The sequence below is a fragment of the Ruegeria sp. AI2 genome, assembly GCF_056541275.1.
Window position 1 is genome coordinate 1,296,334 of record NZ_JBQFYB010000001.1, and the last position, 25,328, is coordinate 1,321,661.

Annotated in this window: 24 protein-coding genes; 16 read left to right on the forward strand and 8 right to left on the reverse strand. The window is 56.4% G+C overall.

What is annotated here, in order from left to right:
* Positions 1–8: 8 nt before the first annotated feature.
* The 4 genes from rplI to ACR0LL_RS06555 all read left to right on the forward strand — a co-directional run bounded on the left by rplI (position 9) and on the right by ACR0LL_RS06555 (position 3,179).
* Entirely contained in the window at positions 9–629 is a 621-nt protein-coding gene (gene rplI, locus ACR0LL_RS06540; protein WP_267364588.1) for a 50S ribosomal protein L9, read from the forward strand.
* Positions 630–794: 165 nt separating this feature from the next.
* The gene (locus tag ACR0LL_RS06545) at positions 795–1,280 is read left to right on the forward strand and encodes a transglycosylase SLT domain-containing protein (RefSeq protein ID WP_480504716.1); all 486 of its coding nucleotides are present in this window, start codon (positions 795–797) and stop codon (positions 1,278–1,280) included.
* A 235-nt stretch (positions 1,281–1,515) separates the two neighbouring features.
* Positions 1,516–2,217 (forward strand): LuxR family transcriptional regulator, encoded by a 702-nt coding sequence (locus ACR0LL_RS06550; RefSeq protein WP_267364591.1) that lies wholly within the window; start codon positions 1,516–1,518, stop codon positions 2,215–2,217.
* Positions 2,218–2,324: 107 nt separating this feature from the next.
* Entirely contained in the window at positions 2,325–3,179 is an 855-nt protein-coding gene (locus ACR0LL_RS06555) for an acyl-homoserine-lactone synthase (protein WP_480480382.1), read from the forward strand.
* Positions 3,180–3,280: 101 nt separating this feature from the next.
* Here ACR0LL_RS06555 and tig read toward each other — a convergent pair whose 3' ends face one another.
* The 3 genes from tig to ACR0LL_RS06570 form a co-directional block, all read right to left on the reverse strand.
* On the reverse strand, positions 3,281–4,612 hold the full coding sequence (gene tig / locus ACR0LL_RS06560; RefSeq protein ID WP_267364594.1) for a trigger factor: 1,332 nt from the start codon (positions 4,610–4,612) through the stop codon (positions 3,281–3,283).
* Positions 4,613–4,785: 173 nt separating this feature from the next.
* Positions 4,786–5,910 (reverse strand): porin, encoded by a 1,125-nt coding sequence (locus tag ACR0LL_RS06565; protein ID WP_480504712.1) that lies wholly within the window; start codon positions 5,908–5,910, stop codon positions 4,786–4,788.
* A gap of 309 nt (positions 5,911–6,219) precedes the next feature.
* Positions 6,220–7,863, reverse strand: a complete 1,644-nt coding sequence (locus ACR0LL_RS06570; RefSeq protein WP_480584882.1) for an NAD(P)H-hydrate dehydratase — start codon at positions 7,861–7,863, stop codon at positions 6,220–6,222.
* Positions 7,864–8,032: 169 nt separating this feature from the next.
* Between ACR0LL_RS06570 and ACR0LL_RS06575 the strand changes: the two genes are divergently transcribed.
* From ACR0LL_RS06575 to ACR0LL_RS06590, 4 genes are all read left to right on the forward strand, one after another.
* Positions 8,033–8,371, forward strand: a complete 339-nt coding sequence (locus ACR0LL_RS06575) for a P-II family nitrogen regulator (protein ID WP_209503542.1) — start codon at positions 8,033–8,035, stop codon at positions 8,369–8,371.
* Between the two features lie 33 nt (positions 8,372–8,404).
* Positions 8,405–9,811, forward strand: a complete 1,407-nt coding sequence (glnA, locus tag ACR0LL_RS06580) for a type I glutamate--ammonia ligase (protein ID WP_267366350.1) — start codon at positions 8,405–8,407, stop codon at positions 9,809–9,811.
* A gap of 288 nt (positions 9,812–10,099) precedes the next feature.
* Complete coding sequence (locus tag ACR0LL_RS06585) at positions 10,100–10,888, forward strand: lytic murein transglycosylase (RefSeq protein ID WP_480584885.1); 789 nt, start codon at positions 10,100–10,102, stop codon at positions 10,886–10,888.
* A 200-nt stretch (positions 10,889–11,088) separates the two neighbouring features.
* Positions 11,089–11,991: a hypothetical protein gene (locus ACR0LL_RS06590; RefSeq protein WP_480584886.1), complete on the forward strand. Its 903-nt coding sequence runs from the start codon at positions 11,089–11,091 to the stop codon at positions 11,989–11,991.
* 36 nt (positions 11,992–12,027) lie between these two features.
* Here the strand turns inward: ACR0LL_RS06590 and ACR0LL_RS06595 are convergent, their stop codons facing one another.
* Positions 12,028–12,771 (reverse strand): heme-dependent oxidative N-demethylase family protein, encoded by a 744-nt coding sequence (locus tag ACR0LL_RS06595; RefSeq protein WP_480584889.1) that lies wholly within the window; start codon positions 12,769–12,771, stop codon positions 12,028–12,030.
* 122 nt (positions 12,772–12,893) lie between these two features.
* Between ACR0LL_RS06595 and dddP the strand changes: the two genes are divergently transcribed.
* Positions 12,894–14,237 carry a dimethylsulfonioproprionate lyase DddP gene (gene dddP / locus ACR0LL_RS06600; protein WP_480545393.1) on the forward strand — a complete coding sequence of 448 codons (1,344 nt, stop codon included), beginning with the start codon at positions 12,894–12,896 and terminating at the stop codon, positions 14,235–14,237.
* Positions 14,238–14,247: 10 nt separating this feature from the next.
* On the opposite strand, the gene ACR0LL_RS06605 is transcribed toward dddP, so the two are convergent.
* The gene (locus ACR0LL_RS06605) at positions 14,248–14,442 is read right to left on the reverse strand and encodes a hypothetical protein (protein ID WP_480584891.1); all 195 of its coding nucleotides are present in this window, start codon (positions 14,440–14,442) and stop codon (positions 14,248–14,250) included.
* 275 nt (positions 14,443–14,717) lie between these two features.
* Between ACR0LL_RS06605 and ACR0LL_RS06610 the strand changes: the two genes are divergently transcribed.
* Positions 14,718–15,932: a bifunctional alpha/beta hydrolase/OsmC family protein gene (locus ACR0LL_RS06610; RefSeq protein ID WP_480584894.1), complete on the forward strand. Its 1,215-nt coding sequence runs from the start codon at positions 14,718–14,720 to the stop codon at positions 15,930–15,932.
* A gap of 32 nt (positions 15,933–15,964) precedes the next feature.
* On the opposite strand, the gene ACR0LL_RS06615 is transcribed toward ACR0LL_RS06610, so the two are convergent.
* Positions 15,965–16,282 carry a hypothetical protein gene (locus tag ACR0LL_RS06615; protein ID WP_480584897.1) on the reverse strand — a complete coding sequence of 106 codons (318 nt, stop codon included), beginning with the start codon at positions 16,280–16,282 and terminating at the stop codon, positions 15,965–15,967.
* A gap of 11 nt (positions 16,283–16,293) precedes the next feature.
* Positions 16,294–16,770, reverse strand: coding sequence for a hypothetical protein (locus ACR0LL_RS06620; protein ID WP_480584900.1), 477 nt, complete (start codon positions 16,768–16,770; stop codon positions 16,294–16,296).
* A gap of 439 nt (positions 16,771–17,209) precedes the next feature.
* On the opposite strand from ACR0LL_RS06620, the gene purB reads away from it, so the two are divergent.
* From purB to ACR0LL_RS06645, 5 genes are all read left to right on the forward strand, one after another.
* Entirely contained in the window at positions 17,210–18,514 is a 1,305-nt protein-coding gene (gene purB, locus ACR0LL_RS06625; protein ID WP_480584903.1) for an adenylosuccinate lyase, read from the forward strand.
* 123 nt (positions 18,515–18,637) lie between these two features.
* A complete protein-coding gene (locus ACR0LL_RS06630) occupies positions 18,638–18,790 on the forward strand; it encodes a hypothetical protein (protein ID WP_480504699.1) in 153 nt (50 codons plus the stop codon).
* 102 nt (positions 18,791–18,892) lie between these two features.
* Positions 18,893–19,435 (forward strand): tetratricopeptide repeat protein, encoded by a 543-nt coding sequence (locus ACR0LL_RS06635; RefSeq protein WP_480584906.1) that lies wholly within the window; start codon positions 18,893–18,895, stop codon positions 19,433–19,435.
* A gap of 69 nt (positions 19,436–19,504) precedes the next feature.
* A complete protein-coding gene (locus tag ACR0LL_RS06640) occupies positions 19,505–20,605 on the forward strand; it encodes a flagellar motor switch protein FliG (RefSeq protein ID WP_480584908.1) in 1,101 nt (366 codons plus the stop codon).
* Positions 20,606–20,725: 120 nt separating this feature from the next.
* Positions 20,726–21,649: a lysophospholipid acyltransferase family protein gene (locus ACR0LL_RS06645; RefSeq protein ID WP_480584910.1), complete on the forward strand. Its 924-nt coding sequence runs from the start codon at positions 20,726–20,728 to the stop codon at positions 21,647–21,649.
* On the opposite strand, the gene ACR0LL_RS06650 is transcribed toward ACR0LL_RS06645, so the two are convergent.
* A complete protein-coding gene (locus ACR0LL_RS06650; RefSeq protein WP_480584913.1) occupies positions 21,650–22,351 on the reverse strand; it encodes a DUF1223 domain-containing protein in 702 nt (233 codons plus the stop codon).
* A 226-nt stretch (positions 22,352–22,577) separates the two neighbouring features.
* Here ACR0LL_RS06650 and acnA point away from each other — a divergent pair, with 226 nt between their 5' ends.
* The gene (acnA, locus tag ACR0LL_RS06655) at positions 22,578–25,268 is read left to right on the forward strand and encodes an aconitate hydratase AcnA (protein ID WP_480584917.1); all 2,691 of its coding nucleotides are present in this window, start codon (positions 22,578–22,580) and stop codon (positions 25,266–25,268) included.
* Positions 25,269–25,328 lie beyond the last annotated feature (60 nt).

Genomic DNA, 25,328 nt, shown 5'->3' on the forward strand with positions numbered 1-25,328 from the left:
AGACTGACATGCAAGTTATCCTGCTGGAACGCGTTGCGAAACTGGGTCAGATGGGCGACGTCGTTGACGTCAAGCCCGGCTACGCCCGCAACTTCCTGCTGCCCCAAGGCAAAGCCCTGAGCGCGTCCGACGCCAACATCGCGTCGTTCGAAGCCCAGAAAGCGCAGCTTGAGGCCCGCAACCTGGAAACCAAGAAAGAAGCTGAAGCACTGGCTGAAAAGCTGGACGGTCAGCAGTTCATCGTGATTCGCTCGGCATCGGATGCCGGCGCTCTGTACGGTTCGGTCACCCCGCGTGACGCCGCTGACGCTGCAACCGAAGCAGGTTTCACCGTCGACAAGAAACAGATTGTCCTGATCGCCCCGATCAAGGAACTGGGTCTGCACACTGTCGCAGTGAAACTGCACCCCGAGGTTGAAGTCGAAATCAAAATGAACGTGGCCCGTTCGGCAGAAGAAGCCGAACTGCAGGCTTCGGGCAAATCGATTCAGGAACTGGCTGCTGAAGAAGAAGCCGCTGCTGAATTCGAGATCGCCGAACTGTTCGACGACATCGGCTCGGCCGCTTCGGATGATGATGACATGGTTGCCGACGCGGCACCGGTTGCGGAAGACGAAGCCAAAGCCTGATCTGGCTTCTTGTGAGCATTCTAAAGGCCGCGCAACGCGCGGCCTTTTCTTTTTTCCCTTTGTATTCACAAGTCGTACCGGCAAGTTTCAGCCCATTTTCCCGTGTACGCTTGAAGGCTCATTGTCGTTCCGTATCATTGCCGCCGAAATCCAGAGGACCGAAAAATGCTTGTTTATCTGCGCCAAAGTTTCCTGGCACTGTTTCTATTTGTGTCGTTGGTTGCCTGCGGGGCAGACCAGGTCTCCAAGGCGGGTACGCCACATTTTGACCCGCCGCTCCACCCGAATGAAACGCCCGAGCTGAGAGCTTCGATCAACAGATGGGCGGACCATTACGAGATTCCGCGGGAGTTGGTTCACAAGCTGGCCATTCGCGAAAGCACACACCGACCATGGGCCGTCAACCGGCCCTATTACGGCCTTCTACAGATCCTGCCAGCCACGGCGCGCTCAATGGGATACACCGGCAAAGCCGAAGGTTTGCTGGACGCCGACACCAACCTTGAGTTTGCCGGGAAGTACTTGCGCGGGGCGTGGATGCTTTCAGATGGGGACCAACGCAGGGCAATTTTTCTGTACGCCAAAGGTTTTTATCCCGAAGCTAAAGCCCGAGGAATGCTGGTCGAAACCGGGCTTAGGCCAACACCCTGACGGTCATTCGCGTCAGAATTCGATCGGAATCAGCACTTGAAACTGAATAGTGACAAAAATGTTCTATTGGGTATCGCAATATGCGATATTGCACAGACAATTAAGACCTCTCCTTGTCATGTTTAGAAAAGTATGATGTTCTGACTTGGTGAGGTAAACGGGTTCCACTCTGTGTAATACGCATGCTCGACGACACCATCGGGCAGCAAGATGGGCCACAGCTGGTAGGCGCCACATGGAAATTGTCGATCTGAGCACCCTGCCGGATTCAGAAGTTCGATATACCGAATTTCTAAGGCAAATCTGTGAGAAGCATGACATGGATCATGCTGCCTACGCTGGCATGAATCCGGCGGCGGGAACTGTGGCTGGCTTTGTTACCTATGACGACGCCTGGACTGAGCACTACCAGAAACAGGGCCTGATCATGATCGATCCGACCATCCACATGGCCCGCCGCAGTATCGCGCCGGTGGATTGGAGCCGTCTCGAAAGAAGCCCAGATTTTCAACGCGTTTTCCGGGATGCTCACGATTTTGGCTTGCCCAGTCAGGGTGTTACGATCCCGGTACGTGGCCCCTACGGTGATATTGGCCTGCTGAGCGCAACCCGAAATTGCAGCAAGGAAGAGTGGCGTAAGCTTTACACGAACTTTATCGGCGATTTGCAGGCCATGGCCGTGCACATCCATGACAACGTCGTGTCCTCGGATCAGCTGACCGGCGCACTATATCATCCGACATTGTCCTCTCGCGAAGCGGAAATCCTGCAATGGGTCGCTGCAGGTAAGTCGCAGCAGGATATCGGCGATATTTTGTCGATTTCGCACCGAACCGTAGAAGTACACTTGCGTTCGAGCCGGGAAAAGCTTAGTGCGCTGACCACCCCTCAGGCCGTAGGGCGGGCGATAGCGATCGGGCTTATTACCCCGGGATAAACAAAAAAATCCCCAAATTCCGCCAAAATACGGGAATCCCCCAATAGAAAAATCCTTCGAGAGCGGTAACGTCAATATTACCGAACAACCACTCGAAGGGGGAAGAAATGATCATCGTGGTAGATGGCCTGAACAGACATATGTTCAGCGAAGTTCTTGACGAAATGTTCGAGTTGAGAGCACGTGTTTTTGGCGGACGTCTTGGATGGGACGTAAAGATCGAAGACGGCAAGGAAATTGATGAATTCGATCATCTGGACCCGGCATATGTAATCGGACTCGACGACGGGGGGAATGTCGTCGCAGCCGTGCGTGCCCTTCAGACCACAGGACCTCATATGTTGTCGGATGTGTTTTCGGCAATCCTTTGCGGGGAAGCACCACTTCGCAGCGCAACCATGTGGGAATCGACACGCTTCTGTGTGGACACGCAGCGTCTTACACGCGGCAAGGAAAAGAATTCTGTCTCTTATGCCACCTGCGAGCTGATGATCGGCTCTCTGGAATATGCCAAGAACGCAGGCATTCAGGATATCATCACCGTAATCGATCCGGTTATGGACCGGGTCCTGAAACGGTCGAACTGCGCGCCATATGACTATGTCGGCGAAACGGTTCCCATGGGGAAAGTTTCGGCACTGGCCGCGCTGTTGGATTGTACCGATGAACGCATCTCGGGCCTGCGTGAGTTTGCAGGCATCCATGAGAACGTCTTTATGGATGACGAAGAGGCGCTGGCACTGTTTGCAGCCAAGAAGGCAGCAACCCAGAGCCCGGCCAATCAGGATCACAAGCCACTGACTGATCTTGAGAAGTATTTTGTGGAACAGATGAGCGCCGCAAGAAACGAAGCTGAACGCCAAGACGTTCTGAAGCTGATCGAAGCGCTCTCGGATACGTTCACACCAGAGCAGAAGATCGCTCTGCTAGATACCCCCCGTGCTTTTGCTCATGAGGCCTGACCCCCTCACCTCATAGACACAAAAGCCACCCATGCGGAGCCGTCTGATCTCAGGCGGCTCCGTTTTTTTGCCCTCTCTGAAAAAAGAGGGAAGGAAGAGGATTATTCCTCTTCCAGTGCCTCAATGGCTTTTTGCAGGTCGTCTTTGCTGACTTCCTTGTCGCTGACCTGCGCCAGCTCGAACACATAGTCGACAACCTTGTCTTCGAAGATCGGCGCGCGCAGTTGCTGCTGCATCTGAGCGTTCTGCTGCACGAACTCGAAGAACTGGCGTTCCTGACCCGGGTACTGACGCGCCTGGTTCATGATCGCTTGGGTCATCTCGGCGTCGGTGACTTCCACCTCTGCCTTCTGGCCCAGCTCGGCCAGCAGCAGACCCAGACGCACGCGGCGTTCGGCCAGCTTGTTGTGCTCATCGGTGGGTTCGATCTCATCGTGGTCATGACCGGTTACTTCAGGGTTTTCCTCGTGCCACAGCTGATGTGCAATCTGCTTGGCTTCGGCTTCGACCAGCGACGGCGGCAGGTCGAACGACACTTTTTCGTCCAGCACGTCCAGCAGGGCCCGCTTCATGACAGCGCGCGACGCGCCCGCATATTCTGCTTCCAGGCGTTCCGAAATCTGAGTTTTCAGAGCAGCCAGATCCTCGGCGCCGAACTTCATCGCCAGATCATCGTTGATCTCGGCCGCGACGGGCTCTTTCACTTCTTTGATCGTGCAGGTAAAGACCGCGTCTTTTCCGGCCAGGTGTTCGGCACCATATTCAGCCGGGAAGGTCACGTTGACGTCTTTTTCTTCCTCCGCCTTTACACCAACCAGCTGCTCTTCAAAACCGGGGATGAAGCTGTTCGAGCCCAGAACAAGCGGGTAATCTTCTGCCGATCCACCTTCGAATTCTTCGCCATCAACCTTGCCGACAAAATCGAACACGATCTGGTCGCCTTCCTTGGCTTTCGAACCCTTGCGGCGGGCTTTGAAGTCCTGAGCGGTTTCGGCCAGGTTGTTCAGCGCTTCCTCGACGGCGGCGTCATCCGCCTTGACGATCAGCTTGTCCAGCGCGACCGATTTAAGATCGACCTCAGGGATCGCGGGCAGCGCTTCGTAAGACATCGCGACCTCGATATCGTCGCCTTCTTTCCAGTCCTCGTTGGTCATCTTGACTTCGGGCTGCAGCGCGGGGCGGTCGCCGCTGTCCTCAAAATGCTTGTTCATCGCACCGTCGATGGATTCCTGCATCGCCTCGCCCAGTAGGCGCTGGCCAAACTGCTTTTTCAGCAGCGCCATCGGCACCTTGCCTTTGCGGAAGCCTTTCATTTCGATTTCCGGCTGTGCTTCGGTCAGCTTTTCATTGACCTTGTCGTCCAGTTCGGCTGCGGTCACAACGATGTTGTAGCCGCGTTTCAGACCTTCGTTCAGCGTCTCGGTAACCTGCATTTTGGTAGTCCCCATAGGATTCGGGGCGCGCAAAACGGGCGCGCCGGGCAAATTTGACGCCTTCTATTTGCCCTGCCGCCAACGTGCAAGGGGCAAAGGCTGAATCAACCTGGTTTTGGCAAAAAAGAACGCCCCGAAAACCGGGGCGTTCGTGTTGGCTCGCTGGAAGGCAATTAAAACTTCCAGCGCGCGCCCAGTACCCAGGCTTCGTTGTTTTCGAACGACGTTCCGTCATCGAAATCGTGGTTGCGATACTTCAGGTAAACATCGGTATTGATCGCTTCGACCTTCTGCACGACAGCGATACCCCATGCCTTGGTGTCGGACCCGTTGGTCTCGAAATCCGCGCCGTCATAATAGTCGATGCCGACACCTGTCTTACCCCAGGATACCCAGTTCCCCTCGTACGAGACCTTGCCGTACCAGTAATTCGGGTCCGTCTGGCCAGCCCGGTCATCGTCACGCGTGCCGCCGGCAATCGTGAACCCCAGACCGCTGGGCAACAGCACCGAGGCCGAACCGAGTGTATCCTTGCGATCCCCTGAATTGTCATCCCGCTCCCGCACCGAATACGCGACAGCTGCCGCAAACTCTACACCGCCTGCAAAGGTGTTTTCATAGAACACGCCGACATCGTAGTAGTCATCATCGTCACTGCTGGACAGAATGTTCTGACCATATGCAAAAGCGGCCGAGAATCCGTTAACCGTTGGAGTGTCATACCGAACGCGCCCACGACGTGAGCCATCAAAGTTGCTGGAACTGTCACCAACCGTAATACCACTCAGCACACCGTTTGTGCCGCGATAGAAAAAGCCAGAGTTCTCATCGTTTGTGAACGAATACAGCGCGGTGCCGACATAGGACAGGTCCACTTCTGCAGCACCATCTGCCGCCATGCTGCCCTGACCTGCCGAGAACTTGCCGTAGCTGCCCTTCAAGGCAAAATCCACAAACCGGATATCGTCGCGGGTCCAGCCGCTAAAGTTTGTACCGTTCTGGTTCCATTCAGTCGAGTTCGGCAAGCCCAACGCCGATTCCAAGCGGAAGGTAAACTCGTTCTGGCCAAATGGCTGCATCAGACGCAGGCCAACCCGGCTGTTCGACAGATCGTTGTCGAGGACTCGGGTTTCGGTATCTTGGCCGTCATCAACCGAAATCAAAGCCGGGTTTAACTGCCCGTAAAGCAGCACATAGCCGCCGCTGTTATTTTCGTATTTCAGCTCTGCGGCTGCCGGAACAGCGACCGTGGCAGTCAGAAAGGCGGCAACCGATATCTTTTTGATATTTGGGGTCATTTCACTCACCATAGTTGGTTCGGGGTTCAGATACTGCCCATTTGTTTACTGAATCCGAGCGTTCCAGTAGTCTGCGCCTTGTCTTACGCAAGAATTGTATTTTAGCAACAGAGCACACGAAGAATTTTGCCATTTTACATTATTTTTCATTAACTTACAAGATATAACCCCGACTCGTGCTGGCAGCTTGCAAACGATTAGTGATGCCTGCCTATGCACCTGACAAATATGCGGTATGCATCTGCGCACATCTTGACAGCGAAAACATGCCATTCTGACAGAACCTGAGCTGCTTTCTGCCCAAAACAACTAGATATTCAGCTGTTTGAAAACATCGGGCAACTGCTCAGGCAGATCCTCAGCGATCAATCCCGGCCCGAAACGACGCGCGCATTCCACGTGCAGCCACGCTGATGTCTCAGCCGCCGCCATCGGATCGAAGCCCCGCGCCAGTAGCCCGGCGATGTAACCGGCCAACACATCGCCTGACCCGGCGGTTGCAAGCCAAGGGGCCGCGCGACCATAGCATGCGGCATTGATCGAACATCGCCCGTCCGGCGCCGCTATGACAGTATCCGGCCCTTTGAACAACACGATGCATCCCGCGCGCGCCGCCGCCTCTCGCGTTGCGTCCACCTTGGAATAGGCGGGGCCTCTGACCGGCGTTTCGCTCAGCTTTTCAGCCAGATCGGGGAACAGCCGCGCAAACTCACCGCTATGCGGGGTCAGAACGCAGCGGTCATGCAGCATTTCAAATAAGTTTCCTGGATCGCCCGCAAAAGCCGTCAGCGCATCCGCATCCAGAACCGTCGCACGTTTCGCAATCAGGGCGACCGGCACCAGGTCCCGCGCTCGCTCCAACCCCAAACCGGGGCCCAGACAAAGGGCGTTCATCCGCACGTCCTGCAACACGTCTGACAGCATTTGAGAACCATCAACGCACTGTAGCATGAGGGCGGTGATCCGGCTCGCCACCTCTGCCAAAGCCAAGGATGGCACCCCCAGCGTCACCAACCCTGCCCCAATCCGCAACGCCCCCCGCGCGGCCAGGCGCGCCGCACCGGTCTTGCCGGGCCCACCGGAAAGAATCAGGACATGCCCATGGGTGTATTTGTGCTCATTCATACTCTTACCAAGGCAAACCCCAGGCAGATTATCCACAGCCTTCGAAATCTCGTCGCCCCCCGCATCATGTCTCAATCCGATATCTTTCGTGACAACATGTCCGCAAAAATACGGTCCCTCACTCAGCACGTGGCCAAGCTTTCTCGAATGAAACGCAACCGTAAGTGCTGATCGTGCACAGCGACGTCCATGCTGAGGGAAAAGTTCTCCCACGACTTTGCCTGAGTCTGCGCAAAGACCTGAAGGAACGTCTATCGCGACCGTGCGTGGAGGAACTATGTGCGTACCCGCATCCTGACGCCGCAACTCCCATGCCGTCTCAGCGTCATCATATGCCCAGAGAATTTCCCATAGCCTCACATCTTCAATCGATCGTGTTAGACCGGTCCCAAACAATGCGTCGATGAGAATATCCGGATACAAGATTCTGCCCCGTGCGATCTCAGATACATCCTTTGCCGAACCACCCCATCGCTCATAATTCACCCGGGCATCCGGCGGCAACTTTTCGGGATCGCCATACAGGAATACCTCAACCTTCCAGCCCAGTTCCCGCAAAAGCCGCGCCACGACAAACCCGTCACCGCCGTTGTTTCCGGGCCCGCACAATACGACTGCACGCAGCGGATCCTCTTCATCTTTTTCCAAATACTCCGGGGAGCGCGAGGGGCTGGCCCCTCGCCTGTCCAGATCCGGCCATTCCTCGAAGATCGCCTCGACAACACATTGCCCTGCCCGCTCCATCAGTTCCAAACCCGTAACCTCACCGGACCTGATGGCCGCGTGCTCGATGGCTTTCATCTGCGCTGCTGTCAGCAATTCCGTCATATCACACCTTCGCACGATTCAATTTCGATTACTTTTTGCGCAAACCGCCTAAAATTTAGCACAGAGCCTGATTTCAACGGATACCGACCCAACCGATACCGCAATCACGTTGCCGCCCGATCTTAGACGTGATCACTGCGCCTGAGACAACCATTCAAGGTGAGCCGGAATGAAAAAGATCGAAGCGATCATCAAGCCGTTCAAACTGGACGAAGTGAAAGAGGCGTTGCAGGACGTAGGTGTTCAGGGTCTCAGCGTCGTCGAAGTCAAAGGTTTCGGCCGTCAGAAAGGCCATACCGAGCTGTATCGTGGCGCGGAATATGTTGTCGACTTTTTGCCTAAGGTAAAAGTCGAGGTCGTATTGGACGATGACCAGGTTGATGCCGCCATCGAAGCCATCGTGTCGGCTGCCAAGACCGACAAAATCGGCGACGGAAAGATCTTTGTCTCTCCGGTTGAACAAGCCATTCGCATCCGCACCGGCGAGACCGGCTCGGACGCGCTCTAACATACCAATCTTCAAGTCAGAGGAATCAAGAGAATGAGCAAGGACGCAGTTCTTCAGCTGATCAAGGAAGAGGGCGCCGAATATGTCGACGTCCGTTTCACCGACCCCCGCGGCAAGCTGCAGCACGTGACCCTGATGGCCGATCAGGTCGACGAAGACTTCCTGGACGAAGGCTTCATGTTTGATGGTTCGTCCATCGCAGGATGGAAGTCGATCGAAGCTTCGGACATGAAGCTGATGATCGATACCGAAAGTGCATATGTTGATCCGTTCTACGCAGAGAAAACCATTTGCGTGCACTGCTCGGTTGTCGAACCCGATACAGGCGAAGCCTATGAGCGTGACCCGCGCGGCACAGCGCAGAAAGCCGAAGCATACCTGAAGGCATCAGGAATCGGTGACGTCGCGTATATGGGTCCCGAAGCCGAGTTTTTCCTGTTTGATGATGTCCGTTATTCGAACACAATCAACAAGGTATCCTACGAAGTTGATGCAACTGACGCATCATGGAACACCGACACCGAATACGAAATGGGCAATACGGGCCACCGTCCGGGCGTCAAGGGTGGCTACTTCCCGGTGAACCCGATCGACGAAGCGCAGGACCTGCGGTCGGAAATGCTGTCGACCATGAAGCGTCTGGGCATGAAGGTCGACAAGCACCACCACGAAGTTGCGTCTTGCCAGCACGAGCTGGGCCTGATCTTCGACAGCCTGACCAAGCAGGCGGATGAGCTGCAAAAGTACAAATATGTCATCCACAACGTGGCTCATGCGTACGGCAAATCGGCAACCTTCATGCCGAAGCCTATCGCAGGTGACAACGGCACCGGTATGCACGTGAACATGTCGATCTGGAAAGACGGCAAGCCACTGTTCGCGGGCGACAAATACGCTGATCTTTCGGACGAAGCGCTGTACTTCATCGGCGGCATCCTGAAGCACGCCAAGACCCTGAACGCCTTCACCAATCCGGCTACCAACAGCTACAAGCGTTTGATCCCCGGTTTCGAAGCCCCCGTTCTGCGCGCCTACTCGGCCCGTAACCGTTCGGGTTGTGTCCGTATTCCATGGACCGAAAGCCCTAAAGCAAAACGTGTCGAGGCTCGTTTCCCCGACCCGGCTGCAAACCCCTACCTGGCGTTTGCCGCTCTGTTGATGGCTGGCCTTGACGGCATCAAAAACAAGATCGACCCGGGCGAAGCTATGGACAAGAACCTGTACGATCTGCCTGCCGAGGAACTGGCCGGTATCCCGACTGTCTGCGGCAGCTTGCGCGAAGCTCTGGAAGCGCTGGCATCGGATCACGACTTCCTGCTGCAAGGTGACGTGTTCACCAAAGACCAGATCGACGGCTACATCGCCCTGAAGATGGAAGAGGTCGAAACCTACGAGCACACACCACACCCGGTTGAATACGGCATGTATTACAGCTGCTAAGCAACCACGGCATGGATTTGCAGGGGCGCTCAAACGGGCGCCCCTGTTTCATTTGCGCCGGTCTGTCGCTGTTCAGCCTTTTCGGGCGCCATGGCGCAGAATACACACTTTTTACCTTCGCCCTTGCTATGTGCCCGATGCTGAGGATCTGAAATCCTTCAAAGGCACTCCGCAGACCAATCAAGAGGCGTTTGCAGGAGCGGTTGGAGCCACTCCAACGAACTGCTTTGCCCAATTCAAAGCTCAAGGTAGGCTGGCCACAGATTTCAACACCATCGGATTATCCTCATGTTTCATCTTTACGTATTAATCGCCCTGCTTGTGTCTTCGCCCCTTCTGGCCGCGCCTTGTGGGAATACCAGCGCGGGGTTCGAGGCCTGGAAGGCCGATTTCGCCCAGCAGGCCCGCAAGGCTGGTGTGAAAAAGAAGGGCCTTCAGGCGCTTGCCCAGGCGCAATACGCCACGGGCACAATTGCGGCGGATCGCAATCAGAAAAGCTTCAAATACACGCTGGACAAATTCATGCGTGTCAGAGGCGCTGATGCAATCGTCGCGCAGGGGCGCAAACGCAAGGCGGCAAATCCCGATTTCTATACTGCTCTTGAACGGCAATACGGTGTTCCGGCGGGCGTTCTGATCGCCATTCACGGCATGGAAACCGGCTTTGGCAATTTTATGGGAGACAGTCAGGTTGTTTCCGCAATTACGACACTGGCCTATGATTGTCGCCGGTCCGAGTTCTTTGTTCCGCACGCAATCGGGGCACTGAAACTGGTCGATGCAGGAAGCATTACCGTGGCTACAAAAGGGGCAAAACATGGCGAGTTGGGTCACACTCAGTTCCTGCCGGGCAACGCCCTGACCTATGGCGTCGATGCCACCGGCGACCGTCGGGTGGACTTCTATGACATGACCGACGCGCTTGCCTCGACCGCCAATTTTCTTCGCAAGAAAGGGTGGAAGCCAGGGCGTGGCTATCAGCCAGGGGAGCGGAATTTTCAAGTGCTGAAACAGTGGAACGCGGCCTCTGTTTATCAGCAATCCATAGCAATCATGGCCGCCCGAATCGACCAATAGCCCGGTCGCACCAAAAACACACTCCGCACCCTCTTTCGCCACATTTCCGCCACAGTGACAAACAAAAGCCTTTAGTTTCTTGGTTTCCAATGCGTAACCAATGCCGGGGTAAAATCACCTTTTTTGCATTTTCCGCCAAATTCTCCTCACGAATGGTTGTTACAGTGTTTGCTGAACAGTACGCAAAAAAGGACAGTGCAGTGGCTCGGAAGCACAGCTACCATGGCGGCCTGCAATTCAATGGCGACGCAAATGGCGCGATCGAGCGTTTTGGCACAATCGTTGCCACGACGCTGGAAGATTACGGCCATCTGGTCGAACGCAAGGCGTTGCTGAGCAATTCCGAAGCAAGCATTGTTTCAAGTCAGTACCTTGTGCGACTGACCTTGGATACAGGCACCCCCGAGCAGGAAGACCGGTACGAGCGTATGGATCGCGCCGCGGGGCTAAAAACGATAACAAAACCCCGCGCCGCAAATCCGCAAAACAGGTTGGTTCTTTCGATCACGCCGGTTTCCCCCCTGCTGGATGACTCCGAGATTTCGGAACTGATGATGGTCGTCATTCTGTATCGCATGGTCGATATTTGTTCGACCCGGCGCGTTGAATGGCTGTCGCCACACACGGTTCTGACGGTCGAGCAGTTCATGAGCGCCTTTGACACTCTGGCCCCCAGCCGAACACGCGACAGAAAACAAATTTTCCAGTCGCTGACCGGGCAGTTCTCGGCAATGAATGTGCCCGAGAACGATGACACCATAAGTGTTCTTCATGCTTCGACGTCCCGCCCGATCCAGCTGACAGATGAACAATTGCTCAGCATCGCGTTTCGCAGTGAAGATACAAACAAGCCAGGTCAGGAAACGTTCGATGACGAAGATGGTGTCGTAAAGCCAAGTGACGTTTTGCGTCTCAGCAGTTGGTGCATGACGGGTGTACTGGCTGGCGTTTCGACCCCGATTGCCCTGTCAATGGCTGCCGTCAATCTGATCCGGGGTGAAGATTTTCGCCTCAACACACAGGTGCTTGTCTTTACCTTCGCGATAGTTGCCCTGAACGCAACGAACGCGTTTGCCGATGTTGCGGCCGCCTTGGGCCAATAAGAGAATTACAGAAGACCCTCCTTGGATGCCCCGCCTTCAGGCGGGGTTTTCCATTTTGGGAACCGCGTTCGCGGCCAGAACATAAGTGTGGATTGAAAAGACGACCGCATCCGTTTTCGGCAAGCGCAGCAGGGTTTGCCGCTCACTTCGCAAGTAGGACGTTTTACGTCGATCTGTGTCGCCCCGCCTGTCATTTGCGCTTCGGGGTTGAAACAGTTCGGGGTCTTCATACCAAAGCGCGTTAAAGCGCCAGAGCGGACGACCGGGCTGTATCCCGTCGAACAGGCGTTGCACCCGCTTGGCGATATTTTCGTCGTAACTTGCGACAGGCACATGGATGTCGATCAGTGGCCGCATGAATTTTTCCGACAAAAGCCAGCTGGCCGGGAAACACAGGATTGCGCCGGTCAATACATGTACAGTTCCGCGCTTTTGCAGGATGCAAAAATCCTCCTGAACCAGCCTGCACAATGTATCAAGCGGCTGCGCCCGGTCGACTGCGACACTTACTCCGTCGGGTCTGACGACTTCTTCATCCGCATTGGGATAGACCTGCGACAGCACAAGGTCGAGCAGTTCCCGAGCGGCGGGTTCAGCCTGCGGATCAAGCGCCAGAACGTCTTCGCGGCGTTCCGTCAGCAGCTTCTGCCGGCGTTGCATCTGACCGACAAAAGCCTCGTCCCGATGCAACCAGTTTTCCATCGTTGCAGGCTGGATACCCGGTAAAGCACGTAGGTCGCCGACATCATACGGTATTTTATCTTGCAGAATTTTATTCATACCAGTGGCTTAGCATGGGTCGAAATATTTGTCGGTCGAAAACGACAGGATCGCCGTCGCATTTTTCCAAGACGATCCACATGGGCACCTTAGGTTTGACTGAACAAGCAACGAGGTCCGTCATGAACAAGCATTACCGAGACACGCGCAAGATTGACCCCAGCCGAGGCGCTACGCTGGGTGATGGCACGCCAAACGAAAATGATCGGATCGAGATCGGACCGACACAGCTGGCTTTTGACGAATGGGCTGCTGCGGGGCTGGAACTGCCCAATCTTGCCCGGATGCGGGAACACCGCTGGAAACGACTGACGCAGGCCATCGTTGATCGCGGATATGGTGGCTTGCTGGTTTTTGACCCGCTGAACATCCGCTACGCAACCGACAGCACGAACATGCAGTTGTGGAATACGCATAACCCGTTTCGCGCGGTGCTGTTATGTGCCGATGGCTATATGGTGATCTGGGACTACAAGAACTCACCTTTCCTCAGCACGTTCAATCCGCTGGTGCGCGAACAGCGTTCAGGGGCGGACCTGTTTTACTTCGACCGTGGCGACAAGGTGGATATTGCGGCAGATGTTTTCTCGAACGAGGTGCGCGTACTGATCGATGCGCATGGCGGCGGCAACAAACGTTTGGCTGTCGACAAGATCATGCTGCACGGTCTGCGCGCGCTTGAGGCGCAGGGCTTTGAGGTCATGGAAGGTGAAGAGCTGACCGAAAAAACCCGTGCCGTGAAGGGACCGGATGAGATTCTGGCCATGCGCTGTGCCAATCACGCCTGCGAAACCGCTGTAGCGGAGATGGAGAGCTTTGCACGCGCGAATGTCGGCAATGGCAAGACAACCGAGGATGATATCTGGGCTGTTCTGCACGCGGAAAACATCCGTCGCGGTGGCGAATGGATCGAAACCCGCCTGCTGGCGTCAGGCCAACGCACGAACCCGTGGTTCCAGGAATGTGGCCCGCGCATCACGCAGCAAAACGAAATCATCGCCTTCGACACCGACCTGATCGGGTCATACGGGATATGCATCGATATCTCGCGCACATGGTGGATCGGTGACCAAAAGCCCCGCCCTGACATGATCTATGCCATGCAGCACGCGCATGAACACATCATGACCAACATGCAGATGCTGAAGCCCGGTGTGATGATCCCGGAACTTACCGCCATGTCGCACCGGCTTGACGACAAATTTCAGGCGCAGAAATACGGCTGCCTGATGCACGGAGTGGGATTGTGTGATGAATGGCCGCTGGTTGCGTATCCGGACAAAGCCGTCGAAGGCGCATATGACTATCCGCTGGAGCCCGGCATGGTGCTGTGCGTCGAAGCCTGCGTCGGCGAAGTCGGTGGCGATTTCAGCATCAAGCTTGAGGATCAGGTTCTCATTACCGAAACCGGGTATGAGAACCTGTCCAGATATCCCTTTGACCCCCAATTGATGGGGATCGAATAAGGCCGGGCCCTCAATTCGACCAATGGGACCGGCGGACATTTCCATGCCAATCTTCCGTGGCAGGGCTGATCTGAACCTGTGAACCACCTTGGGGCGCGGGCCAGGATTGGCCAATCGCGAACCCGGCAACGCCGGCCAGAACAATAGCCAGGATCATACGTGAACGCAGGTCGGGTATCCGGGGTGCAATATCTGCATGTGACATCTGTGTCTCCTGTTTCAGCTTTCAGGAACCACAAATGGGATGTGGAAGAACATAAGTGAAACGAATGTTTGTTTGCATCACCATCAAATTTCTTGATAATAAAAGAAGGTAAGAGCTCCGCCGTCGTGCAACACGAAAACGGCAGGGATCTTGCGCAGCCTGTGAAACACCCATTCGTTCTCACCTTCCCGTTACGCGTGTGACTTAAGGGTTGTGACCCAAGGGGCAAATACACAGTATTGGGCGTGTTCCCCAGTACCACTCAAGGAGCCGACATGCCCACGGAACGCATCACTTTTGCCGGACATGACGGCAGCCAATTGGCGGCGCGACTGGATTTGCCGGACGGACCGGTGCTGGCAACGGCCATGTTCGCCCACTGCTTTACCTGCTCCAAGGATATCCCGGCCGCCCGGCGCATTTCTGCCCGACTGGCTGCCATGGGCATTGCGGTGCTGCGGTTCGATTTCACCGGACTGGGCCATTCCGAAGGCGAGTTTGCCAATACGACCTTCACTTCGAATGTCGAGGATCTGATTTCAGCCGCGCAATATCTGGCTGGTCGAAAAATGGCACCTGCCCTGCTGATCGGCCACTCGCTTGGGGGCGCGGCGGTGTTGCGGGCGCGGGCTGGTATTCCGACTGTAAAAGCCGTCGTGACATTGGGTGCACCGGCGGACCCCGCCCATGTGTCGCATCACTTTGAGGCGGCGCTGCCTCAGATCGCAGAGGATGGCAGTGCCGAGGTCTCTTTGGGTGGTCGCCCCTTCCGCATTGGTAAAGCTTTTGTGGACGACATTGCCAAATCGGCCCTGTCATCTGCAATCGCCGACCTCAAAGCTGCTCTGTTGATCCTTCATGCCCCACGCGACGAAACGGTCAGCATCGACAATGCGAGCGCGATCTTTCTGGCCGCGAAACACCCCAAAAGCTTTGTAACTCTCGACGACGCCGACCATCTGATCACGCGCGCCTCTGACGCCGAATATGCAGCGGATGTTATTGCCGCTTGGGTTTCACGCTATGTGAAACTGTGCCCACCCGCTCCGCCACCGGGTGCGCCAGAGGGCGTTGTGCGCATAACCGAAGCAGATCCGGGCGGGTTCATGCAGGATATTCAGGCGGGTCCAAACCACCATCTGGTCGCGGATGAGCCCGCATCTTATGGCGGTACGGACAAGGGCATGTCGCCTTATGGCTTTGTCTCGGCCGGTTTGGGGGCCTGCACATCGATGACAATACGCATGTACGCCCGGCGCAAAGGCTGGCCCCTGACAAATGTCAGCGTCGATGTGTGTCATGACAAGGTTCACGCACAGGATGCCGGATTGGTGAATGATGGCAAGGTGGACCAGTTTCGCCGGAAAATCCGCCTGAGCGGCCCGTTGAATCAGGAGCAAAGGCAACGTTTGCTTGAGATTGCGGACAAGTGCCCGGTTCACCGGACGCTTGAAGGCTCGGCCCACATAACGACCGAGCTTCTTTCATAAGAAAGGCCGCCTGACAGGCGGCCTTTTGTTCCTTAGCGCCGCGGGCCCGGTCGATGAATGGGCGGGCGGGCAACCGGCGGACGCGCGACAGGTGGGCGCGGGCGCGCGGGAGGTTTGGCCACAGGCGGTTTCGGACGCTCGGGACGCACTGGTCGATCAGGTCGGTTGGGACGATCAACGTCAATATCCACATTAACGTCATGGTAGTAGTCGTTCCACAGCATCGAGTCGTAAAACGGGTCATACCCGTACCCGACCCCAACCGTAACACCGTCACAGGCTGACAGCGTCAAAGTCGCGATCCCCAACCCCAGCGCAAGAGACATCCGTTTGATCAGTCTAACGCTCATCGCTCCCTCCCTCACTGAAGCGCCCGGAACGACGCGAATACGGCGTTCAGATCATCTGCATAACTCGGGTCTGCCCCGTCCCGCAGAATAGCAACTGCGATGGCAACCCGGCCTTGCGGAAGGTCAATGACGGTGGCGGTAAAGCTTACTCCCTTGCCGTCCCGGTGCCCGGTGCCCCGAAACATGCGGGCTGGCAATCCGCCGATACGGGTATCGCTGGTGCTGGTCGTCGTAGGATCTTTGACCAGAAACTTGTCGATATCCTGCAAGTACCGGACGCCGCCCTGAATTGTTCCAACACCCGCAGGTGATACGAAACCCATCCACACCGCATCGTCTGTCACCGGCCGGAACCCCATGACCCGCGCGACCGCACGGGCATCGCCCAGTTCGGTATCCTCAATCTCGCGCGGGCCGCCGGTACGAAGGACCCAGAAGTCTGGTACGTCAAACCGAAAGAGCGCTTGGCCTTCATCGGTGTATGTCACGGGTGTGTCAGCCAGTGCTGGTGCAGCTGCGCCGACCCAAAACGCACCACAGAGGGCAAGTATAGAACATGATAAAAATCGCATATCTCAATAACCCGGTTATTTCCTTCCGATCAGATTGAACTGTCGCAGCGCTGTTTGTCCAGCATCGCTTGGCAGCAAGGGCAAGACGGGCATCCACCCCAACTGGCGGCATGATCCGGTGAGACCTAGTTGCAGGCCCAAAACCTGCCTTGTTGCGACACCCTGCCCGTCACTGCCTTGCCATATCCTTTGCAGGACAGTTTTCCGAACCCGTCTGCTGCTGAAAAGCCCGAACAAACGGCAAGAATCAGGGCAAACCGTCTCATATACGCTCTCGCATCTTGTTCCCTACCCCGCACGCGGCTAAACCCCGCGCCAACGCCTCATCCAATCTGCAAAAAAGGTGCCGTCGCCTATGATTCCCCGTTATTCCCGCCCCGACATGGTTGCCATCTGGTCGCCCGAGACCAAGTTCCGCATCTGGTACGAGATCGAGGCGCACGCGTGCGATGCCATGGCGGATCTGGGCGTGATCCCGCGTGAAAATGCCGAAGCTGTCTGGAAAGCCAAGGATGTGGAATTCGATGTCGCCCGCATCGACGAGATCGAGGCCGTCACCAAGCATGACGTCATCGCCTTCCTGACCCATCTTGCAGAGCATGTCGGCAGTGAAGAGGCGCGTTTTGTGCATCAGGGCATGACCAGCTCGGACGTGCTGGACACCTGTTTCAACGTACAGCTGACCCGCGCCGCCGACATCCTGATTGGCGACCTTGAAGGGCTTCTGGCCGCGCTCAAGCGCCGCGCGATGGAACATAAGAACACGGTTCGTATCGGACGTAGCCACGGCATCCACGCCGAACCGACAACCATGGGTCTGACCTTTGCCCGCTTCTACGCCGAGATGGACCGCAACCTGTCCCGGATGCGTGACGCACGTGCGGAAATCGCCACCGGAGCGATCAGCGGCGCGGTTGGTACCTTTGCCAATATCGACCCGCAAGTCGAGGAACATGTCTGTGACAAGCTGGGTCTGGTGCCTGAGCCGATCAGCACGCAGGTCATTCCGCGCGACCGCCACGCGGCCTTTTTTGCCACGCTGGGCGTCATCGCCAGCAGCATCGAAAACATTGCCATCGAAATCCGCCACATGCAGCGGACCGAGGTACTGGAGGGGGCTGAGTTCTTCTCGATGGGCCAGAAAGGCTCCTCGGCGATGCCGCACAAGAAAAACCCGGTGCTGACTGAGAACCTGACCGGTCTGGCACGCATGGTCCGCGCGGCCGTAATACCGGCGATGGAGAATGTTGCGCTCTGGCACGAACGCGACATCTCGCATTCATCTGTCGAGCGCATGATCGGTCCGGATGCCACAATCACGCTGGATTTTGCCTTGGCCCGCCTGACAGGTGTGGTCGACAAAATGCTGATCTTCCCGGAAAACATGCTGGAAAACATGAACAAGTTCCCCGGGCTGGTCATGAGCCAGCGCGTTCTGCTGGCCCTGACCCAGGCAGGTGTCAGCCGTGAGGACGCCTATGCCATGGTACAGCGCAACGCTTTGAAGGTTTGGGAACACCGCACCGACTTCAAGGAGGAACTGTTGGCGGATGCTGATGTAACTGCCGCACTCAGCCCTGCGGAGATCGAAGAGAAATTCGACCTCGGGTATCACACCAAGCATGTCGATACGATCTTTGCGCGCGTGTTTGGCGAATAACGGTTATCTTTTCAGTCTGTTAGCCGGGGGTGCTCTGCCACATGCAGGGCACCCCCTTGCTTTTTGCCAGATCAACAGAAATGCGGTATCCTGCATGTGCTTTTTCCATACGAGGGAAACATCATGATCCGAACACTCCTAAGCGCATTGGCACTGGTTCTTGTGGCCTCGGTCGGGCTTGCCTGCGAAGAGCATTCCAAACAGACCCAATCCTGCGCACCCGGTACGGCCTGGGATACTGAAACAAAAAGCTGTGCAAAATCTGTCAACAGCTGACAATTTTTGTCCAGTTCGTGAATAAAAGCGACCGTTCCACTGTTAGCTTTTTTGTAGATCACACTATGATTTCAATAAGAGCCCCGAGAACGGAGTAAAGAAATGCGCCTTTTGTTAGCTTCTGCCCTTGCCTTGCAAGCCTTTGCCTTCGCGCCAGCTGTCCATGCCGCAGGCGGTGACAGCAGCAGCCCGCCGAAACCCACGAATACGACCAAGAAATGCCTGTTCGGCCGTGTATATGACGAAACCCGTGGAAAATGCGTCAAACCCGACAAGTCTAACCTGACCGATGATCAGCTGTATAATGCGGTCCGCGAACTGGCTTATGACGGGCAATACGGGCACGCTCAGGACATTCTGCGCATCATGGATCAGGAGGACGATCGTGTCCTGACCTATTGGGGTTTCACCTATCGCAAAATGGGCGAGCTGGAACTGGCAAATGTCTTTTATCAAAACGCGATCAATGCCAACCCAGACAATCTTTTGGCGCGCAGCTACATGGCGCAGGGGTTTGTTTCCGAAGGCCGAACCGATCTGGCGATCGAACAATGGCGTGAAATAAAGGCCCGAGGCGGCGAAGGCACATGGGCCGAGGCGTCGCTGCGTGAAGCGATCCGAACGGGCCTGACATACAGCTATTGAGGTTCAGGGTTATTTAACCCGACTCTCTCTAATCTGCCTGTGGTTCGAAAACTTTGGCTCCACAGGCAGATGCAGAACACCAACGCATTAATTCAAACGGTTCAAGGGGCTTCGGCCCCATTTTCCGCAGGGGGTGGCGACAGCCCGCGCCTTGTTCCCCGATCTTTGACCAGCCGTCAGAAAGCAGCTGTCGTCGTGCGCCTGTTGTTGAACGATGGCGCCGATCTTCCGTTGGAGGAACTTCCCGATGACCTGCAAGAAAAACTGACACACCAATTGGGGGAAATGGGCCTTGTGGACCGGGTGACTCTGGGTGCTGTGGCACAGGAATTCAGCGAAGCCCTGGACAATGTCGGTCTGGCCTTTCCACATGGGCTTGCCGGAGCCTTGGATGCCGTCAGCGGAAAGATCACGCCCGCAACAGCGGCGCGTTTGCGCAAAGTTGCCGGAGTTCGCCAGATCGGTGATCCCTGGCAAAGGTTGCGCGACATTCCGGCCCAGGACCTTGCGGCCATGGCACAGGCGGAAAGCACTGAAGTGGCCGCTGTGATGCTTTCAAAAATGGATACGGCACAGGCGGCGCAGATGCTGGGCCACATGCCGGGTCCGGTGGCGCGGCGGATCACCTACGCAATCTCGAAAACAGCAAATGTCACGCCCGAAGCGGTTGAGCGGATCGGCTGGTCACTGGCTGCTCAGCTGGATCAGCGGCCTGTTCTGGCCTTCAATGACGGTCCGGGCGCGCGTGTGGGTGCAATTCTGAACCAGTCTGCGTCCGCCACGCGCGACGACCTGCTGAACGCGCTGGATGAGGACGACGCCGATTTTGCCGATCTGGTGCGCCGCTCGATCTTTACCTTCGCCCATATCTCCGGCCGGATTTCGCCCCGTGATGTTCCAGCCATATTGAGGGAAGTCGATCAGCCTGTTCTGGTCGCGGCCCTTGCTGGTGCCGCCGCGGACGATGACAAGGCATCTGTCGAGTTTCTGCTGTCGAATATCTCCTCCCGCATGGCAGAAAACCTGCGCGAGGAAATCGCGGAACGCGGGCGGGTCAAGCAATCTGAGGCCGAAGATGCCATGACCCAGATCGTTGGGGTGGTTCGTGCCTTGTCAGACGCCGGAACAATTACGCTGATTGAAAAGGAAGACGACGAAAGCACGGGTTGAAGCAGGAACAGGCGCACCCGCCAGATCGTTAGGGCAGCCATTTCGCCAGGGTGCTTGAGGTTACGGGTACCGGGTTGTATGTCTGAGGCAACATTTCGCAACACGCGGTGAGACACCTCCATGCCCGTCGAAAAGTCGGAGCTCAGCCGGTTTGAGCTTGGAAAATACTATGTCGCCAATCTGTTCCTGCAGGGAATCATCGGCGCTATGCGCCTGCTTCCTTATGAAAGGCGCATAGCAACCATGGGTGCAATCATGAAAACCCTTGCACCCGTCGTTGGATTTCGCACCCGTGTCCGCCGGAATCTAAAGCTCACCTGCCCTGAATTGTCTGACGCCGAGATCACAAAGATCTATCGTGACGTGTCGGATAATGCCGGTCGGGCAATTATGGAGCATTTTTCACCCGAAGGTTTCATCGAACGTCAGGTGAACGCCAAGATATCCGGGCCGGGTATTGCTGCGTTTGATGCAGCGATTGCCGAAGGGCGCCCGGTGATGATGATCACTGCGCATTTCGGTCACTATCTGGCCGCTCGTGTTGCCCTGCAGAAACACAGCGGCAAGCCGATTGGATGCCTCTACCGGCGGATGGCCAATCCCTATTTCAACGACGCCTATGTCGAAGCTTTTTACAAAACCGGCGCGCCGATGTTTGAGCAGGGGCGGCGCGGTATGGTCGAAATGGTCCGGTCACTCAAGAACGGTGGAATCATTGCCATCGTGTCCGACCTGCATGCGCTGGGGGGCGAAGAGCTGACATTCTTTGGCAAGCCTGCCGTGACATCCGTGCTGAACGCAGAGCTGGCCATCAAGTACAAGGCCGTACTGATACCGTGCTATGCCGTGCGCCAGCCTAATGGCATCGACTTTGAAATCATCCTGCATGATCCCGTTCCGCACACGGACCCAAAGACGATGACTCAGTTCACCAATGACGATCTGGAACAGATCGTGCGGCAGCATATGGGACAGTGGTTCTGGATCCATCGGCGTTGGAAAAGCTGGAACGGGCTCGGCGTCCAACCGGACGACATGCCCTGATCACTTGGCCCAAGACGCGGCAACTATTGGCCCGTGACCGGCCCTTTGCACAAGCACGACGGCTGGCAAGCCCGGCTCCAGCTGCGCCGAGTATGTCTGCGGCGTTTGCCCATCCCACCGGCCCGCAATCTGCCAGGTCTCGACAACATTGGCATAATCCAATTCTCGCCCGGCTAGTTCACCACGGCGGATCGAGGCATGGCGCAGAGGCGAATACTGAACGATACGCACGTCATAGGTCTCACCTTCGGGCAGTTCCACAGGCGTCACACTCACGGTCACTTCGTCAGCGTCTCGGATTGCTGTAACCGCTGCCTCGGGGGCGGCCTTTAGATGCGCATCAATCAGACGGTCGAGCTCCTGAGCCTGAGCGCCGACAATATCGTGCTGACCATTAATGATCATCTGGGGCGTATAGATCATGGATTTTCCGTTTTCGCGGGCATAGGCCCGTTGCCGGAGCGTGTGATCAGGATCGGCATATTCGTCCTTCCAGCCGATGTAATCCCAATAGTCGACATGCAGCGCCAGCCCGATGACATCGTCGCGTTTCGCCAGCTCATGCATGATCCGGTCCGCCGGCGGGCAAGACGAACACCCCTGTGAGGTGAACAGCTCAACCACCACAGGATCCTCACCGGCCATGGGCTGGGTGGCGAACAGGCAGGATATTAAGACGGTCAAAGCAGCGGGTCTGAACATCAAAACTCTCGGATAAAGCGGGTGTTCTCTGGGATAGCCGTTTTGCCCTTCAACCGCCAATCAACGTTTCTTGAGGGCGGTATTTGCAATTCTCCGCTCATATGTGTGCAATGGTATACAAAATTGCAAATCCAGTGTCATTGAACCTTGAACCAGCGGCTTGGGTGATGCAGATAACATTCAGCGATGCCCGAAATCCAAGTCATTTGAGAAGGGAGGCCACCCGATGCCCATTAAAGTCGGACAGGATACCGCCAAGACACGCCGCAGCCTGAACGTGAATGGCAAATCCATTTCCTACTATTCGATCCCCGCCGCGCAGCAGGCCGGTTTGGGTGATTTTTCCAACCTTCCTGCCGCATTGAAAGTCGTGCTGGAAAACATGCTCCGATTTGAAGACAGCGGCTTTTCGGTCTCGGTCGATGACATCAAAGCATTTGCCGAATGGGGTGCCAATGGCGGCAAGAACCCGCGCGAGATTGCGTACCGCCCTGCCCGCGTGCTGATGCAGGACTTCACCGGTGTTCCAGCGGTGGTCGATCTGGCCGCCATGCGCGACGGGATCAAGGGCCTGGGCGGTGACGCACAGAAGATCAACCCGCTGAACCCGGTCGATCTGGTTATCGACCACTCGGTCATGATCGACGAGTTCGGTAACCCGCGTGCGTTCCAGATGAACGTCGACCGCGAATACGAGCGTAACATGGAACGCTATCAGTTCCTGAAATGGGGTCAGAACGCGTTCAACAATTTCCGCGTTGTGCCTCCCGGCACCGGTATCTGTCATCAGGTGAACCTGGAATATCTGGCACAGACTGTCTGGACTGACACCGATCAGAACGGCGAAGAAGTTGCCTATCCCGACACACTGGTTGGCACCGACAGCCACACCACCATGGTCAACGGCATGGCCGTTCTGGGGTGGGGCGTTGGCGGGATCGAGGCAGAGGCCGCAATGCTGGGTCAGCCGATCTCGATGCTGATCCCTGAGGTGATCGGTTTTGAGTTGACCGGCTCGATGGTCGAAGGCACCACCGGTACGGACCTTGTTCTGAAAGTTGTCGAAATGCTGCGCGCCAAGGGCGTGGTGGGTAAATTCGTCGAATTCTATGGCGAAGGGCTGGACCGCCTGCCGCTGGCTGACCGTGCAACCATTGCCAACATGGCGCCGGAATACGGCGCGACATGCGGCTTCTTCCCGATCGACGACGAAACCCTGCGCTACATGCGCAACACTGGCCGCGACGAAGACCGCATCGCGCTGGTCGAAGCCTATGCCAAGGAAAACGGGTTCTGGAGAGGCCCGGGTTATGCGCCGATCTACACTGACACCCTATCACTGGACATGGGCACAATCGTTCCTGCAATTTCAGGCCCGAAACGCCCGCAGGACTACGTTGCGCTGACCGACGCCAAGGCCGCTTTCACCAAGGAAATGAAAGAGACTTTCAAGCGCTCCATGGGCAAGGAAGTCGCCGTCAAGGGCGAAGACTACACCATGGAGTCGGGCAAGGTTGTAATTGCTTCGATCACCTCCTGCACCAACACATCGAACCCTTACGTGATGATCGGTGCAGGCCTTGTGGCTCGCAAAGCCGCAGCTCTGGGTCTGAACCGCAAACCTTGGGTCAAAACCTCGCTGGCACCCGGTTCGCAGGTTGTATCTGCTTATCTTGAGGCCGCTGGACTGCAAGAAGATCTGGACAAGGTTGGGTTCAACCTTGTTGGGTACGGCTGCACCACCTGCATCGGCAACTCGGGCCCGATCCAGAAAGAAATCTCGGAAGCCATTGCCGAGGGCGATCTGGTCGCCACGTCGGTTCTGTCCGGCAACCGGAACTTCGAAGGCCGTATCTCACCGGATGTCCGCGCAAACTACTTGGCTTCGCCGCCGTTGGTTGTTGTCTATGCGCTGGCAGGTACGCTCGACATCGATCTGACGTCCGAGCCCATCGGTCAGGACAAGGATGGCAACGACGTCTTCATGAAGGACATCTGGCCAACCCAAAGTGAAATCGCGGAACTGGTCGAAGCAACCGTAACCCGCGAAGCGTTCCAGTCCAAATATGCGGATGTCTTCAAGGGGGATGAGAAATGGCAAAGCGTAGAGGTTCCGCAACAGGAAACCTATGACTGGCCGCCAACGTCGACCTACATCCAGAACCCGCCCTATTTCCAGGGTATGGGGGCGGAACCGGGCACGATCTCGAACATCGAAGGCGCCAAGGTTCTGGCCATTCTGGGCGACATGGTAACCACCGACCACATCTCACCTGCGGGATCATTCGCTACCACGACGCCGGCTGGCAAGTATCTGACCGACCGTCAGGTTCAGCCGCGCGAGTTCAACTCGTATGGCTCGCGACGGGGCAATCACGAAGTCATGATGCGCGGCACCTTCGCCAATATCCGCATCAAGAACGAGATGTTGGACGGAGTTGAAGGCGGATATACCAAAGGTCCGGATGGCGAACAGACGTCGATCTATGACGCTTCGATGGCCTATCAGGCCAATGGCACCCCGCTGGTCGTGTTCGGCGGCGAACAATACGGCGCGGGCTCAAGCCGCGACTGGGCGGCCAAGGGCACGGCGCTGCTGGGCGTCAAGGCCGTAATCGCCGAGAGCTTTGAGCGTATCCACCGATCCAATCTGGTTGGCATGGGCGTCATTCCCTTCGAATTCACAGGGGGTGACACGCGCAAAACACTGGGCTTGAAGGGGGACGAAACCGTCTCGATCCACGGTCTGGACACCATTCAACCGCTGCAAGAGGTACCCTGCACAATCGTCTATGGCGATGGAACTGAGAAGACCATCACCCTGAAGTGCCGCATCGATACCGCACCCGAGATTGAATACATCGAAAACGGCGGCGTGCTGCACTATGTGCTGCGTAACCTTGCAAAGGAATCGTAACCCGATAGCGATGCGACCAATCAAAACCCCCGGCCAACAACCGGGGGTCTTTTGTTTTCT